10 protein-coding genes and 2 pseudogenes are annotated in these 14348 nt (G+C 69.3%); 5 read left to right on the top strand and 7 right to left on the bottom strand.

The window, feature by feature from the left end:
* Positions 1–648 precede the first annotated feature (648 nt).
* Positions 649–1644, top strand: a complete 996-nt coding sequence (locus FNV62_RS45415; protein ID WP_143604043.1) for a TrmB family transcriptional regulator — start codon at positions 649–651, stop codon at positions 1642–1644.
* A gap of 271 nt (positions 1645–1915) precedes the next feature.
* On the top strand, positions 1916–2281 hold the full coding sequence (locus tag FNV62_RS45410; protein ID WP_097287663.1) for a hypothetical protein: 366 nt from the start codon (positions 1916–1918) through the stop codon (positions 2279–2281).
* Between the two features lie 524 nt (positions 2282–2805).
* On the opposite strand, the gene FNV62_RS45405 is transcribed toward FNV62_RS45410, so the two are convergent.
* Positions 2806–3360, bottom strand: a complete 555-nt coding sequence (locus FNV62_RS45405; protein WP_144316202.1) for a hypothetical protein — start codon at positions 3358–3360, stop codon at positions 2806–2808.
* Between the two features lie 96 nt (positions 3361–3456).
* Between FNV62_RS45405 and FNV62_RS45400 the strand changes: the two are divergent.
* Positions 3457–4015: pseudogene (locus tag FNV62_RS45400) on the top strand (transposase family protein).
* 322 nt (positions 4016–4337) lie between these two features.
* Here the strand turns inward: FNV62_RS45400 and FNV62_RS45395 are convergent.
* Positions 4338–5030 carry a DUF4232 domain-containing protein gene (locus tag FNV62_RS45395; RefSeq protein WP_144316201.1) on the bottom strand — a complete coding sequence of 231 codons (693 nt, stop codon included), beginning with the start codon at positions 5028–5030 and terminating at the stop codon, positions 4338–4340.
* An 869-nt stretch (positions 5031–5899) separates the two neighbouring features.
* Between FNV62_RS45395 and FNV62_RS45390 the strand changes: the two genes are divergently transcribed.
* Complete coding sequence (locus tag FNV62_RS45390) at positions 5900–6121, top strand: hypothetical protein (protein ID WP_143610217.1); 222 nt, start codon at positions 5900–5902, stop codon at positions 6119–6121.
* 368 nt (positions 6122–6489) lie between these two features.
* On the opposite strand, the gene FNV62_RS45385 is transcribed toward FNV62_RS45390, so the two are convergent.
* The 5 genes and pseudogenes from FNV62_RS45385 to FNV62_RS45365 form a co-directional block, all read right to left on the bottom strand.
* The gene (locus FNV62_RS45385; RefSeq protein ID WP_144316200.1) at positions 6490–7365 is read right to left on the bottom strand and encodes a class I SAM-dependent methyltransferase; all 876 of its coding nucleotides are present in this window, start codon (positions 7363–7365) and stop codon (positions 6490–6492) included.
* Between the two features lie 1140 nt (positions 7366–8505).
* Positions 8506–9019: pseudogene (locus FNV62_RS45380) on the bottom strand (nitroreductase family protein).
* Positions 8952–9353 (bottom strand): hypothetical protein, encoded by a 402-nt coding sequence (locus FNV62_RS45375; RefSeq protein ID WP_164657674.1) that lies wholly within the window; start codon positions 9351–9353, stop codon positions 8952–8954. The pseudogene FNV62_RS45380 and the gene FNV62_RS45375 overlap by 68 nt, the downstream one beginning before the upstream one ends.
* Positions 9354–9432: 79 nt before the next feature.
* Positions 9433–9666, bottom strand: coding sequence for a hypothetical protein (locus FNV62_RS45370; protein WP_144316198.1), 234 nt, complete (start codon positions 9664–9666; stop codon positions 9433–9435).
* A 136-nt stretch (positions 9667–9802) separates the two neighbouring features.
* Entirely contained in the window at positions 9803–12658 is a 2856-nt protein-coding gene (locus FNV62_RS45365) for a helix-turn-helix transcriptional regulator (protein WP_144316197.1), read from the bottom strand.
* A 158-nt stretch (positions 12659–12816) separates the two neighbouring features.
* On the opposite strand from FNV62_RS45365, the gene FNV62_RS45360 reads away from it, so the two are divergent.
* Positions 12817–14346, top strand: a complete 1530-nt coding sequence (locus FNV62_RS45360) for a 4-hydroxyphenylacetate 3-hydroxylase family protein (RefSeq protein WP_225900618.1) — start codon at positions 12817–12819, stop codon at positions 14344–14346.
* The last annotated feature ends 2 nt before the right edge of the window (positions 14347–14348 follow it).

The following is a 14348-nucleotide window of genomic DNA, read 5'->3' as shown; positions in this document are numbered from 1 at the left end:
GCGAGGGCGGCGGACTTACGCCAACTGGCAAGAAGTCGCCACCGAAACGGCTTGATTGCACGGCATTCAACGTGCTGTGCAAGACGGCCGAAGCAGAGTGTTGCCGGGACGCGTCTGCAGCCTGCCGCGGTAAGTGGCCCGAGAGTTGGCGGACGGAAGCGGGACGACCCGTGCCGCGGAATCGGCCGCCCACCTCACCGTGTGGCGCAGGCTCCCCCACCGCGGCCCCCTCGCGGTGACGTTCACACTCGCCGCTGAATCAACGATGCCGCGGCGGCGCCTACGCCAGGCAACGTCGTCCTCGCCGGGCCGCTGGGGCTCCAGGTACGGCTCAGAAACTGTTGCTGATATCAACGGCTGTTGACACTTGGCCGGCCGGAGCCCCGCGACGACTCGACCGCTGATGGGGATACGCGGCTTGATCGCTTCGTAGGGCGCCGCCGGACCAGGCGGCGGGACATGACGGTGATGCACACCCACGGGATGTGCGCTTCGGCTGCCTGGCGCTCGGCGCGGGGACGCCGGCCCGCGGCGAGGGGGGCGGACACCGGAAGGGAAGATGTCGATCACGACACGAGCCACACAAGGCGACAGAGGTGGCCGTCTTCCGCCAGCTGACGGAAGCCGCCATGGAAACGGTGAGAACGCATGGCATTCAACGTGCTGGGTCTGACGGACGAGACGGAGCGCGCGTACGCCGTGCTGGTCGGCCTGCCGCGGGCCACGGCCAGAGAACTGGCGGACGCCTGCGGCTTGTCCACGCCGGCCGTGGCACGGCTCTTGACCGCGCTGGTCAACAACGGCCTGGCGATGCGAGCGACCGGCCGGCCGCCCCGGTTCACCGCGGTGGCACCCGATGTCGCGGTCACCGCCCTCATCCGCCGACGGGAAGAGCAACTGGGCGAGGCCCGGTTGCTCGTGCACCAGTTGATGGACGCTCACCGCGAGGCATCCCGGATCAGCCACCCCGACATGCCGGTCGAACTGCTCACCGACCGCACCGACGTCATCGCTGCGGTACGGCGGCTGACCGCCGAGGCACGCCGCGAAGTACGGGTCTTCGACCGGCCCCCGTATGTCGACCGCCCGGGCAGCAACTTCGAGGGACAGATCCAGCGGCAACGCGCGGGCGTGGCGCACCGAGTGGTCTACGACCGTGCGGCGGTGGCCTTGCCAGGCCGCCTGAGCGACGACATCCTGCCCAGCGTCCGGGCCGGCGAACAGGCCCGGGTCCGAGCCGAGTTGCCGCTCAAGCTCGTGATCTGTGACAGCCGGGACGCTGTTATCCACTTCAGTCTCGCGCCGGGCGGACAGTCCGCCGCCTACCTGGTGCACAGCTCGCCGATGCTGGTGGCCCTGGAATCACTCTTCGAGGCGGAGTGGGAGCGAGCCGTTCCGGTGTCCGTGACGGGCCAGACGCCGCCCGCCGGTACCCCGGAGGAACCTGCGGCCGACGGACCCGACGTGGAGACCCGCCACCTGCTCACGCTTCTCGCCGCCGGGCTCACCGACGCCGCCATCGCCCGGGTCCAGGGCTGGAGCGAGCGCACCACGCAAAGGCGCATTCAGCGTGTGATGGCCCAGTTGGGTGCCCCCACACGCTTCCAGGCCGGCCTCCTCGCGGCTCGCCGCGGCTGGCTGTGACCATGACCGCCGTACCCGAGTGCGGGGCGGTCTCGGCGGGAACTCACGTCGTTACGAACCGCTGCCGAAGCCACCAGGTTCCGTTCTCGCGAACCTTGTCCATGGCAACACGTTGCCCACCAGCATAAATAATGCCCGGCCGAAATGAGGAAACAAGTTCCATTTCCCTCTGCCTCCTTTGGCTTATTTCAACTCCTTGGTGCAGTTGACTTGCATCAGGAAATCTCAATAGCGTGCACATGACCAAACTTTCGACAGGGGGAACTGACCCGTGCACAGAAAAGCGATCAGCCTGTTCTTTGGAGCCGCGACCATCGCGGGCACCGTCGCCATGGGTGGCGCAGCTGAGGCAGCGACGCCCAACTCGGCAGCAGCGGACGTGACGCACCACGTCGTCTGGCAGTCGGGCAAAGTAAGCCCCATGCATGTCCCGAACCACGGCTTCAACACGTACTCCTTTAACGGGGTGTCCTGGCGCGCAACGGTCACCGTCGATTACGGCCGCACTGGGGCGTGGACTCACTGCAGTGATGGCACGGACATCCATGGCCCGCTGCAGGGGCCCGGTTTCTGGGACTTCGGCGGCAGCTGCAGTGGTCACGGCACCATCACTCAGTACGGTTGGTATGACGGCTGATGATTCTTCCGGAGGCGCAGCGGAAGACTAACTGCACCGAATAGACGGCAATGGTGGTGTACCGGAATCTGATTCATTGTCCGGTACACCATCACCCGTGCGGGGCCACACCGAATTTCGCGTTTCCCTTTCGTATAAGCGCTGGGCGGGTTGCCTCCCCGGCGGTCGGTTGCCGGCGGCCGAGACCCGCCAGCTCGCACATTCCGTGCACGCGCGTGCGGAGCGCCGGCGTAAGAAGCCGTCCGGCTGGGCGGAGCACGCTGGACTCTGGAGACGGCACACCCGGCGGGGTGCCTGCGCGAGGCCGTTGACCAGGTCGGGCAGCGTCAGCCACCACACGAGTGTTGGATTTCGGAACGAATCAGCCGAGCAGGCAGTCTTGTTGGCACGTGCGTACGACTGATCATCCTGGCGCTGCCCACCAGCAGGGCCACCCCTGTTCCACAGCGATCCGGCCGCATCCGTCCCCGAGCCTGAGCCCGGGCACTACGAGCGCAAAGCCGTCTGAAGGACTGGCGACGTGCTCAGCCGGTGGCTCGTGGCGTGTCCAGGGAGCGGGCGAAGTCGGCGAGTGTGCGGAAGTCGTCCTCGCGCAGACCGATTCGTGGGTTGACGTGGTGCAGAAGCCCAGGTCCGTGGTGGTGGGCGGTCACGTATGCCTGGTCCAGATCGCTCTGTTCGTCGTCCACCCAGGCGAAGGGACGGCCGTTGGCGTAGTCCACCAGGGGACCGGTCTTCCAGTGGACCCCGTCAGGGCGGTCCTGGAGCAATGCGTCGCCGAAGTCCACGAAGGGGAGTTCGGGAAGGCCGAGCACCGGAGCGATCCACCGGTTGGCGGCGTCCATCCATGTGGTGGCCCAGCACAGCTCGTAGCCAAGCTGGAGCAGGGATCGCCCGTGCTCTGGGTTGAGCCAGACCCGCAGGGGGCGCCGCCGGGCCGAGAGGCCTCTGTGTTCGTCTGAAGTTCCGCTGTCCGGGGGCACTCTGAGTGTGGTGTAGCCGTCGGGGCGCCTCTCCGGCTGGGCCGCATAGGGGTTGAGAGGCCCGTCCACGTCGAGGAACAGCAGCGGTCGGTTCACGATTTCCCCCGGTCTTGCGGAGCATCGGCTGTGCCGTGGAAGCGTAGCTGCAGCGATCGTCTCGGCGTCGGCCTGGTCTGATGTGATGATCCCGGCGTGGTGGGTGTGATCACGGCGTCGGAGCCGTCCTGGACAGCCCCGCACACCGGGCTGAGTCCGCGCTGTTGGCGGCAAGTTGGTGACCACTCCGCGGCGCGACGGAGCAGACGCGGTGCGCCGGCGCCGACCGTGGAGCCTGTCGCCGGAAGACCGGCTGCTGCTTGGTCACGGCGTACTGGCGCACGAACTTGACGCTGCGCCGGCTGTCCCCGCTGTTCGGCGTCTCGAAGTTCGCAGCCGACCGCATCATCGGCCGCCTCGGCTCTCTTCTCGCGCTCCGGCCCCGCGGACGGTTCGGTAGGGACACCGTGCTCATTGTGGACGGCACCTTGGTCCCCACCCGCGCGGCCTGCGCCGCAAAGGCGAAGAACTCTCCATCTGGAAGCAGGAACACAACGAGTTGCACGAACGAGTCCGCGCCCGAGTCGAGCACGCCTTCGCCCGCCCATGAAGTCCAGGAAGGTCCTCCGCAACTGCCGCCCGCCGCAGGGGCGACGGCGTTCACACGCCATGAGCGGCATCACCCCGCCTGCACAACCTCGCCCGTGCTGGATGAACGAGTGGGCCGGACACCGACAGAGCGAAGACCAAGCAGGATGCCGTGAAACCCATAGTCCTCACGGACGCCGCGGAGCGAGTGCTGTTCTGCAGCCCGGTCCGGCCGGGCAGTTGCGCCGACATCACTCAGGCCCGAGAGCTTGGGACTGGTCCAACTCCTGGCCGGCGGTCCGTTCGTGGAGATCCTCGCAGACGCCGACTACCAGGGCCTGGGCGCGCAGCCAGACGGACGGGTGGTGACACCACTCCACCGCCAGTTCAAGAAGAACAGACTTCGACGTGCCACGGCCAACCGTGCACGAGGTCGTCAGGCGTGCGGGTCAGCCGCCCTGACCAGCGCTTCCGACCGGGCCGACCTTCTCCGGGGAGCCGGAGCCGTCCGTGACGGGCAGCGTGGCGGCGCCCGGCCAGTTGAGGGTGACCGACTTCGTCTCGTCCGGCGGGGTCACCACCAGCCCAGTGATGCGAACGCCGGAGCCGCCCGACTTGTTGAACGGGTAGTTGACGGGGAAGTACGTCGACTTCCCGTTCTTGAGGATGGCCGAGCCGGCCTGCTGGCCGGTGCGCTTCGCGGACAGCGATCCCGCGCTGGTCTTCAGGTCGACGCCCGCATACCCGGAGATCGTGCAGTCCCGGCCGCTGTGGTTCGTCAGGGTGACCACGACCGTGCCATCGGGGTCGCCGTCGATGGTGTTGTCCTTCGCCGTGATCTCCAACTCGTCGGTGCGGCACTTGCTGACCTTGGCGTTCGCGTTGGAGCCGGTCCCGGCAGCCGTACCGGTCCCGCCAGAGTTCGTTGTGGAGCTCGTCCCGGCGGAGTTCTTCGCGCCGCCCTGGTCCGAACTGCCCGAGTCCGAACCGCCGCCCGAGGACGACGGGGTGGTCCCGGACGACACGGTGGACGGAGATGACGGGTCGCTCTGTCCCGTGCCGGTGTTGTCGTTCTGGCAGGCCGTGAGCGAGAGACCGGCGGCGACGGCCAGGGCGGCGAAGGTGAGCTTGTGAACGCGCATCGTTTCTTCCTCAGGATCGGTTGGCAGTGTCGGCCGCTCGATACGGGTCGGTACGAGCGAGCGTTTACGACCAACAGGACCGGCCCGGCCCGGTGGGCCGTTCCATACAGTCACCTCATAAGACATCCCTGTTACACGCACAGCCAGGCACAACGCGCGCCATCACCGGGCAGACCTCGCCGGGACGCGCCGCCGGCCAGCCGGGACGGCGGTTCCCGCCACCGTCGCGCGCCTGTTCGCAGCCGCCGCCCGTTGGGACAGACCCGTAACCCGACGGATCACAACCGATCGCCTGCCCTCTTCATCCCGCTCCGCTCGCTCACGGGAGCAACCGCCCGGCCTCACCGCCCAGTCCGCGAGGCCAGGTTTCCAGCACATCGAAGGCACGCATCGACTCGTCTCGTCTCGTCTGCCACGATTTCCGCGGTCTCGGGCCTGGCCCGCCCACCGGGGGTGAGGCCCTGGACCGGCCGGAACAACACCCGGTGCACGGCCACGACGAGCGCCGCCGCCATACGCGGGGTGACGCCGTCCGCCGCACTCACCGCAGCCGGTGCCCAACCAGTCCCAGGGGCCGTGGGGGGAATCGCGCGCTGTGGGCTCGAGGTGCCTGTCAGCGCATAGGCCGCTACCGTCGAATGAGGTGAGGTCGCGATTCAGGACACGTCCCGCGACGCGCTTCCGCAAGGGTGGGCCTGCAGCCGGGAGACGTGCGTCCCTCGCTTTCACGCGGCGACCTCGACGACAGCGCCGCATCGGTCTTCGAGCGGCACCATCCAGCCGGCGCCGGACCCCACGCTTCGACGTGAGGCCGCGGCCATCCCTTTCGTGCTGGGACAGCGCGAGAACGTGGAAGAAAGAGCAGAGCCATGCGAGCACATCGCGCCAAGCGGGCCTTCGCCTGCGTCGCGGCCGGCTTCCTGCTGGCAGGCGGCACCGCAATCGGGGTGGCGGGCACGGCCGCAGCAGCCACCCCCGCCACGACGACCGTCTCGGTTACGGGCTGCTCGTGGCACAGCGGCTGGTACGACCGTTACCACCACTGGCACCAGGGCTATTGGGACTGCAACTCGAACAGGAACAACCGCTGACCTGCCCGCCGTCCGGCGCCTCCATCGTCGGGTTCGCCTTCGCCCACATGCTCGACTTCAAGTTGATGCCGAGGCCTCATGCGGGCCGCAGCGACCGTCGGACATATATGCCCCAGAGTGCTTCACGGACATGCGCTCCCTCTACGTTCGTTTGGTGCGGCTGCAGGGGCCGCGGGACCGCTCGCGGTGACCCTGCAGCTGCACACCCCCTCACTCCTCAGGGTCCGGCGCTGGCGAAGGCCCCCGCATCGCCTGTATAGGCGTACAGATCACGGCGGTGTGGCGATGTCCTCTGGGCACGTGACATACGCATGCAGCGGTGCGGCAGCCTGAACGTCGGATTTCGGGGGCTGCAATCCGGTCTGGAATCAGGCCCGTCGGGCGACGGCGACGCGGCCGGAGCGCAGCGACGTACGGCCCCGCATGCTGGACTCCAGGCGATTCGCGATGGCCAGCAGGTCTTCGTCGGAGACGACTCGCAGCCCGTATTCGGCGAGCAGGGCCGCCATCTTCTGCGGCTTCCACAGGGACCGCCACGGCTCGCTCGCCGTGACAGAGCTGTTCAGGACACGCGCGATCAGCCGGCCTGCGGAGGCCTTTACCGACGGGCCCTGGTAGTTGAGGACCAGCGCGCTCCCCGGCGCCGAACGGTCGGCGACCGCACGTACCGTGGCGCGCACCTCGTCGTGTGTCAGGTACGGGACGACCCCCTCCCACAGCCAGGTCGTAGGGACGGACGCGTCGTGACCGGTGGCCTCAAGTGCGCTGCCCAGGTCGTCGGTCGCAAAGTCGACGGGCGCGAAGCGTACGGAACGTGCCACGACGGGCGGTGTGCCCGCCTCAGCCAGGCGTTCCTGTTTGTCCTGCTGGGAGGCCGGGTGATCGACCTCCCACACGTCCGTGTCCGCGAGCTCCGGCAGCCGCCACGCACGCGAGTCCAACCCGGCGCCGAGCACCACCAGCTGGGGAGTCCCGTGACTGCGCAACGCGTCGTCGATCGCGACCGTACGCGGCACAACGACCTCCGCACAGGCCCGCACACCCTCGTACGTCGCACGCGCCTTCCAGCCCGTGGAGGGAGTACCTGCGCGCACCTCGTCCACAGGGGCCCTCTCCGGGGGCCGCAGCAGCCGCACCGCCACCGCGTCTGCGAACCGGCCCGCCGCAAGCCTGCCGTCCGCTGCCGCCCGCCCCTGACACACCAGGACCGCCGTACGGCTCGCCGTGCGCTCGATGTCGCTCATGAGTGGTAGTTAATACCATCCTCGTGCGGTGTACGGGCTGGGTGATTGCTAAGCGTTTGATCTTGTGTAGGTGCTGGTCAGCTGAGTCCGAGGAGCTTCAGCGGCCGGTCGAAGGGCCGGAAGGACATCTCCCGTACACGTGCGGATGGTTGAGGCGTCCTCGCGGTGGGCGACGTCGCGGATGAAGTGCAGCCGATTCTGCGAACAACCGATGGTCTCTCGGGTGCGCTTGCCAGTAGTGCGCACTGTGCGGTCCCCGTGCCGCCAAGGTCGTGAGGATCGTCAGGCACAGCACGGTCACGACGCGTGTCTCCAGGCGGCCGTGGCCGCGGGTGCGGTCGTAGTACGTCGCCGTAGGACAGCAGATGAGCGGCCGGAGTGCCGGCAGTGCGCCAGCCGCGCGCTCTTGCCGTCCACGGCGAGGGTGGCGGCCCCGGCCGGATCGGCTCCGAGGAGGTCGGCCGGCCTGCCCGGGCACGCCTGGCCCAGCACCCGGCGGATGGCCGCAGTCGAAGGCGCGATGCGCACCGCGAACGCGGTGACCCTGCGCGCCCCGAGGATCGCGAGGGTCCACTGGGGTGCCTCGGCGGCCCATTGCCGATCGCCGTGAACGACATCGCGCCGGCCACTACCGCCGCACAGGCGATCAGCAGCACGGCCACGCGCCGTCGAACCACGGCGACTTGATCGGACAGACGGTGGTGGCAGACTGACGGCACATCGAAGCTCCGGTGGTGGACGGCGACTTGCTACGGTCACCCATCCACAACGGAGCTTCGTTGCGTCCGGCATGCCCCACCTGGCCACTGCGATCAAGCGTTCGGCGGCCGATGCCAAGGCCACCAGCATCGTGGCCGACCTGGCCGTGGGCGCGGACAGCATCGACGACCCGGAGGTGCCGCGGCACGGCGCGATGCCGGTCGCGTTCGGCGGGATCGCTGCCCCGTCCGCCCCGGGCACCTTCCTGCATGCGTTGCCCCACGGCCGCACCCTCCGACTCCACGTCGCGCTCCGCGGATTCCTGGGCGCGCACACCCCGCCGCTGCCCGGCTCCGGCGCGCAGGCGTTCATCGACGCCGGCTCCACCCACAAACGCGTCTGCGGCCGCAGGTGCGCCCCCGGCCGGCCGTTGCCCCTCGGTCAGACAGTGGTGACCACTTGCGCGTACGCCAGACGTGGGGAGCGCGTGAACCACGCGTTCTCGCCCGGCCTGCCGATGTTGACGACGACGAGAACCGAGTGCTCACCGTCGCTGAAGAACTCCTTGTCGATGCCCTCGGCGTCGAAGCCGGTCATCGGTCCTGCGGCCAGGCCGGCCGCGCGGACGCCGATGATGAAGTAGCCGACCTGCAGGAGCGCGTTGAGCTTCGCGGACCGCTCGCGCACCGCACGCTCGGCGAAGAGACTCTTGGCCTGTGGGAAGTGCGGGAACTGGCTGGGCAGTTCCTCGTGGAACTCATTGTTCGTAGATGGCCTCGATCTGGTCGTCCGTCACCGGATCGTCGGTGAAGGTGTTGGCGGTCCGTGCCTCCCGGAACAGGAGGTCCTGGGCGGCGGGATCGAGGGCGAGGGACATGGTGAACCTCTTACGGTTGAGTGTCTGTGGTTTCTCGGTGATGGCGAACTGCGAAGCAGAGGAACTGGGCGCTGACACCCAGCAGGTACACGGCGGTCGTGGCCGTCCCGACGAGCCCCCAAAGGAGGGGCCCTGAACAGCACCGGGTCAGCAACAGGCTGGCCAGCGCGGCGCAAGCCGCCATGGGCAGGTGGAAGGCCGCCCAGATCCGCGTGCCGGCCGGGGCGGACCGCTCCGGCATCATGGGGGCACCGCCGTGTGCGACAGCGGCCAACGCGACGAAGGCGAGCGTCGCGCCGGCGAGGAGCGCCAGGACGTCGGCTGCCCCCGGGGCGCCGCGATCGGACGACGTCACCGCGGTGGCGGTCCACAGCGCCAGGGTGTACCCGTGCGGGGCCGCGCTGGCGGTCACGACGGCCCGGAGCTGGCCGCGGTATCCGCGCTGCGGGCCTGTACGCGCACCGGGCCCGGCCGCCCTGGGCCGCCGTTGGCTATCCGTCCGCGACATGGATGACGGCCTTGCCACGCGGGTGCTCCCTCTCGGGCGGCGCGGCGGTACCGGCAAGGGCGCCGCCGGGGTGCAGAGGGCCCCAGGGCCGGGTGTGCGTGTCCCCGCCCGCCGTGTCGCGTACGACGTCCACCTCGGCCACTTCGAACCGGTGGTCTTGGGCGAGTTGTTCGGGGCCTTCGCGTCGGTGAGCGCGTACTGCGCGCATCGTGTTCATGAGGCGGTCACCTCCTGATGAATGGCGGTGCCGTGCCAAGGGCCACGCCGTTGCGTCCAGCATCACGGTGGTGCCGGAGGCAGGCGTCACCCATTCAAGGGATCCTGGCCGCCGTGTTCTGCGGTCGGTGCGCCGCTCAGTCGGCCCCGTCGGCGCTGATGGCCCGCTCGATCGCCAGCCGGGTCAGCTCGACCCGCGAGTTGATGCCGAGCTTGGTGAAGATGTGCTTCATATGCGTGTTGACGGTGTGCACGGACACGTAGAGCCGGTCGGCGATGGCCCGGTTGGTGAGTCCCTCGACGACGAGCGGGATCAGTTTCCGCTCGGATTCGGTCAGGCTCCCCAGCCCCTGGGGGCCGGCCGTGTGGTTGCGCACGGGGCCGGTGCGCACGCCGAGCCGGCGCAGGCGCCGCCTGATCCGTTCTTGGTCGCGCCCGGCTCCCGAGGCCGATGCCAGCCGGCCGGCTTCTTCGAAGTACGGGATCGCCGGCGTCGTGTCGGCCGATGCCGCCATGAGCTCGCCGAGGTCCTCGCAGGCCGCTGCCAGGGCCAGCGGCCTGCCGGTGCTCCGGTAGCCGGTGATGGCGGACGCCAGTGCGCGGGGGTCGCGGTGGAGCAGGCCGTCCACGTGGGTGCGGACTGCCCCGATGATCTGCCGGCTCTCGTCCTGCGCGGTCAGGCTGCGCAGTGCGCCGGACACGGCCTGCGCGAGCGACCGGTCCTTGTCGCGGAGCGCGATGCGCACGATCCCGGGCCAGTGGGACGGAGGTACGGCGAGCAGCCGCGTCGGCTCACGGCTTTGGAAGCTTGCCGTGAGTGCCGCCGCCGCTTCGCCGTCTTCGCCCTCCGCGTCTGCCAGGCCGGCGCGCGCGAGAGACACCCAAGGGCCGTAGCGCTGCGTCGTGTTCGTGCCGGAACCGGTTTCGGCGGCGCGGAGGTGGTCTTTGGCCTTGGCGAGGTCACCGCGTCTGATCTCCACCAATGCCAGTACGGAGCGGGCCTGCGGGTTCGGCAGAGTGATCTCGAGTTCGCCCGCCACCATCAGGCTGGCCTCGGCTTCCACGGCCGCGTCGTCCAGCGCTCCCTGTTCGAGGAGTGCGCAGGCACGGGCGGCATGCCAGTGGGGTAGTGACCAGCCCAGGCCCAGCGCTTCCGCTTCGCGCTGTCCCTCCCGCAGGACCCGCTCGGTGTCCGCGAGCCGGTCGGTGGCGGTCAGCACGGTGGCCAGCCACAGCGCCGGGATGCGCGGGGGCCGCAGGTAGAGCGCGGCGGACTGGGTGCCGGCGCGCCGGGTGGCTTCCTCGGCGAGTTCGAGGGCGCGGGCCAGGCGCCCGCGGTAGAAGGACGTCTGCGACTGGAACACCATGGCGCTGACGACGACGGCCGGGTCATGGCTGCGATAGGAGGCCTCGACCAGCCAGGGGCCGGTCTGCTCGGCAGCGGTGATGTCTCCGAGGTACACGTGGCCCGTCGCCTTGGTCTTCAGCAGCCGCACGCGCAAGTCGGGCGGCAGCGCGGGAAGGTCCAGTGCCTGCTGGAGATGTGTCATCGCGGCGGCGTCGTCGCCGGCGGCCTGGTGGATCTCGGCGGCCACCAGGCGCAGGTATGCCTCCTGCAGTGGCTCGAGGCCTTCCGGCAGGGTGGTGTCGACCAGGTCGAGCGCCTCGTGGACGCGGCGGGTCCGGCCGAGGTACTCGGCGGCGTCGGTCAGCAGGGTGATACGGCGCCCATCGTGTGGGGGCAGCAGTCCGGCGACCCGCTGGGCCAGGTCCGCAGCCGCGTCGGGGGCCGACGACGACAGTTCCCGTACGGCGGTGGTCAGCGTGGTCACGGCATCGTCGTCGACCGGGCCGCCCGACATGACGACGTGCCAGGCCACCTCGGCCGATCGTGCTCCGATGCCGCGCAGGCTGTCGGCCGCTTCCCGGTGCAGAGCGGTCCGTACGGCCAGGGGGAGGTTCTCGTGGACGGCCTGCCGGATGAGGTCGTGGCGGAAGGCGAGTCGCGGGCCGTCGGCCGAGAGCAGACCGGCGTGCAGGGCGGCCTCGACGCCCGACAGCAGGCTGCCGACCTGTCTGCCGAGCATGCGGGCGGCCGTGCCGAGGTCGAATTCGCGGCCGAGGACGGATCCGATCTGGAGCAGGCGTACGGCATCGTCCGGGAGCCGGTCCAGGCGCGCGGCGATACTCCGCCGGAAACTGACGGGGATGCCGTCGTGCAGGAGGCCCGCCTCGCCCGCCTCCATTTTGGCGGCATCCGTGTCGGCGAACGCGCGCACCAGTTCAATCGCCAGGAAGGGATTGCCCGCGACGGCTCGCAGGAGCCTGGCCAGGCCGGGTGACGGCCTCGCTCCGAGGACGTCGGCCGCGATGTCCTGCAGTTCCTGCTGTGGCAGGGGGCCGAGGGTGAGCCACCGGGCTCCGAGGCGTTCGAGGTCCTCCCGCACTCTGGCCACGGTCGGACGCTCGGTGTCCGACCGTACGGCCAGCACCCACAGGATCCGTGAGGCGGCCAGTCGTCCAGGCAGGGTGCGAAGGACGAAGAGGGTGGCCGGGTCCGCCCATTGCGCGTCATCCACGAGGACGGCCACCGGGGCGTGCTGAGCCCGGTCCTCCAGAGCGTCCGTGATGCTGTCCAGCAGCCAGAGCCGCTGGTCGTCGGTGGCTGCGGCGGCTCGGTTGGAACCGTCGGAGGAGTGCAGGGCGGACTGCAGTGCGGCTCCTGCCGCGTACTGGTCGAGCTCGTCGGCCCGTACCGACACCACGTCGAACCCGGACCGCCGCGCCATCTCGTCCAGTTCCGCGAGCAGCCGGCTCTTGCCGACGCCAGGCGTGCCTTCCACGACGACGCAGGCGCCCCGTCCGCCACGTACCGTGTCCAGGGCTTCACGGACAGCCGTGATCTCACGGTCCCGTCCCCGCAGGCGCAGGCCGGTCATGGCCTGGTTCCCACGCCCGCCTGCCTGGTCGTCGGCGGGGTCTGTGCTGCTCATGGGGCAAGCATGGCTCACAGCCGTATCCGCCCTCAACGCCGGTTTCCCGGTGATCGCCCCTTTCACCCGGGTGATTGCCGGCCGTGCGCCGTCCTGTCACCCCGTCGCGACGCATGCTCCGTGCCATCCGGATCTTTGCCCCTGGAGAGGAGCACGACGTGCGTACAGGCAAGGAATACCTGGCAGCGCTGAACGACGGCCGCAAGGTGTGGGTGGGTGACGAACTCGTCGACAACGTGGCCACGCACCCGAAGACCAGGGCGTACGCCCAGAGCCTCGCGGCCTTCTACGACCTGCACCACCGCCCGGACCTCCAGGACGTCATGACGTTCGTGGACGAGGGTGGCGTCCGGCGGTCCATGACGTGGTTCCAGCACCGCTCCAAGGAAGACCTGCGGCGTAAGCGGCACTACCTGGAGACGGTGCAGCGGGAACTCGGCGGCGGGGCGATCCCGCGCACACCGGATGTCAACAACTACGTCCTGCTGACCTACGTCGACGACCCGGAGCCCTGGAGCAGCCAGTCGGTCGGGACCGACGGGAGGGACCTCACCGAGGGAATCCTCGACTTCTGGAACGTGGTGCGGGACGGCGACCTCAACGCGACGCCGGCGTTCGTCGACCCGCAGGCGGACCGCTCGCGCGATTCCGCACAGGCCGAGTCGCCTGCCCTGCGGGTGGTCGCCACCTCGGACGAGGGCATCACCGTGCGGGGTGTGAAGGCGATCAGTACCGGCGCGGCCTTCGGGGACTGGATCCACATCGGCGTCTTCTACCGTCCCGGAATCGTCTCGGAACAGATCATCTACGGGGCGGTGAAGCCCGACACCCCCGGGGTCACCATCATCTGCCGGGAGAGCAACGTCCGCGACGGTGAGGAGGTGGAGCACCCGCTCGCCTCGCAGGGTGACGAGCTGGACAGTGTCATCGTGTTCGAGGACGTGCTCATCCCCTGGAACCGTGTCTTCCACATCGGTAACCCCCAGCACGCGTCGCTGTACCCGCAGCGTGTCTTCGACTGGCTGCACTACCACTCGTTGGTGCGTGCGATGGTGAAGGCCGAGCTGATGCTCGGCCTGGCCCTGCTGATCACCGAGCACATCGGCACGTACCAGCTGCCGCCGGTCCAGGCCCGGGTCGCCCGGTTCGCCGGCTTCCACCAGACGCTCAAGGCGCATACGGTCGGTTCGGAGGACGAGGGGTTCTTCACTCCCGGCGGCATCTTCAAGCCGAACGTCCTGATGTTCGACTTCGGGCGGGCGTACTACATCGAGCACATCACCGACATGGTCCACGAGCTCCTCGACCTGTCCGGTCGTGCCGCGCTCATCTACCCCACCGAGGGGCAGTGGCAGCAGCCCGAACTGCGGCCGTGGCTGGAGGCGCTGCAGACCGGACCGGTGGGCAGGCCCTACGACCGGCTGAAGATCAGCCGAGTGATCCGCGACATGTTCCTGTCCGACTGGGGCGACCGCATCAGCACCTTCGAGAACTTCAACGGCACGCCCCTGCTGGCCATCCGCAGCCTCACCATGAAGCGCGCCGAGATGTCCCCGAGCGGCAGCATGGCGGACCTCGCGCGCAAGGTCTGCGGCATCGAGAGCGTGAACGACGAGGAGGAGACCGCGTACAAGGCTCAGGCGAACTACGCCCGACGCCAGGACGCATCCCGCCAGGACGCCTCCTAGCA

This window comes from Streptomyces sp. RLB3-17 (assembly GCF_007113425.2).
In the GTDB taxonomy this organism is placed as follows: domain Bacteria; phylum Actinomycetota; class Actinomycetes; order Streptomycetales; family Streptomycetaceae; genus Streptomyces; species Streptomyces mirabilis_D.
The sequence above is the reverse complement of the archived record's forward strand: the minus strand, read 5'-3'. Positions and strand labels throughout refer to the sequence as shown.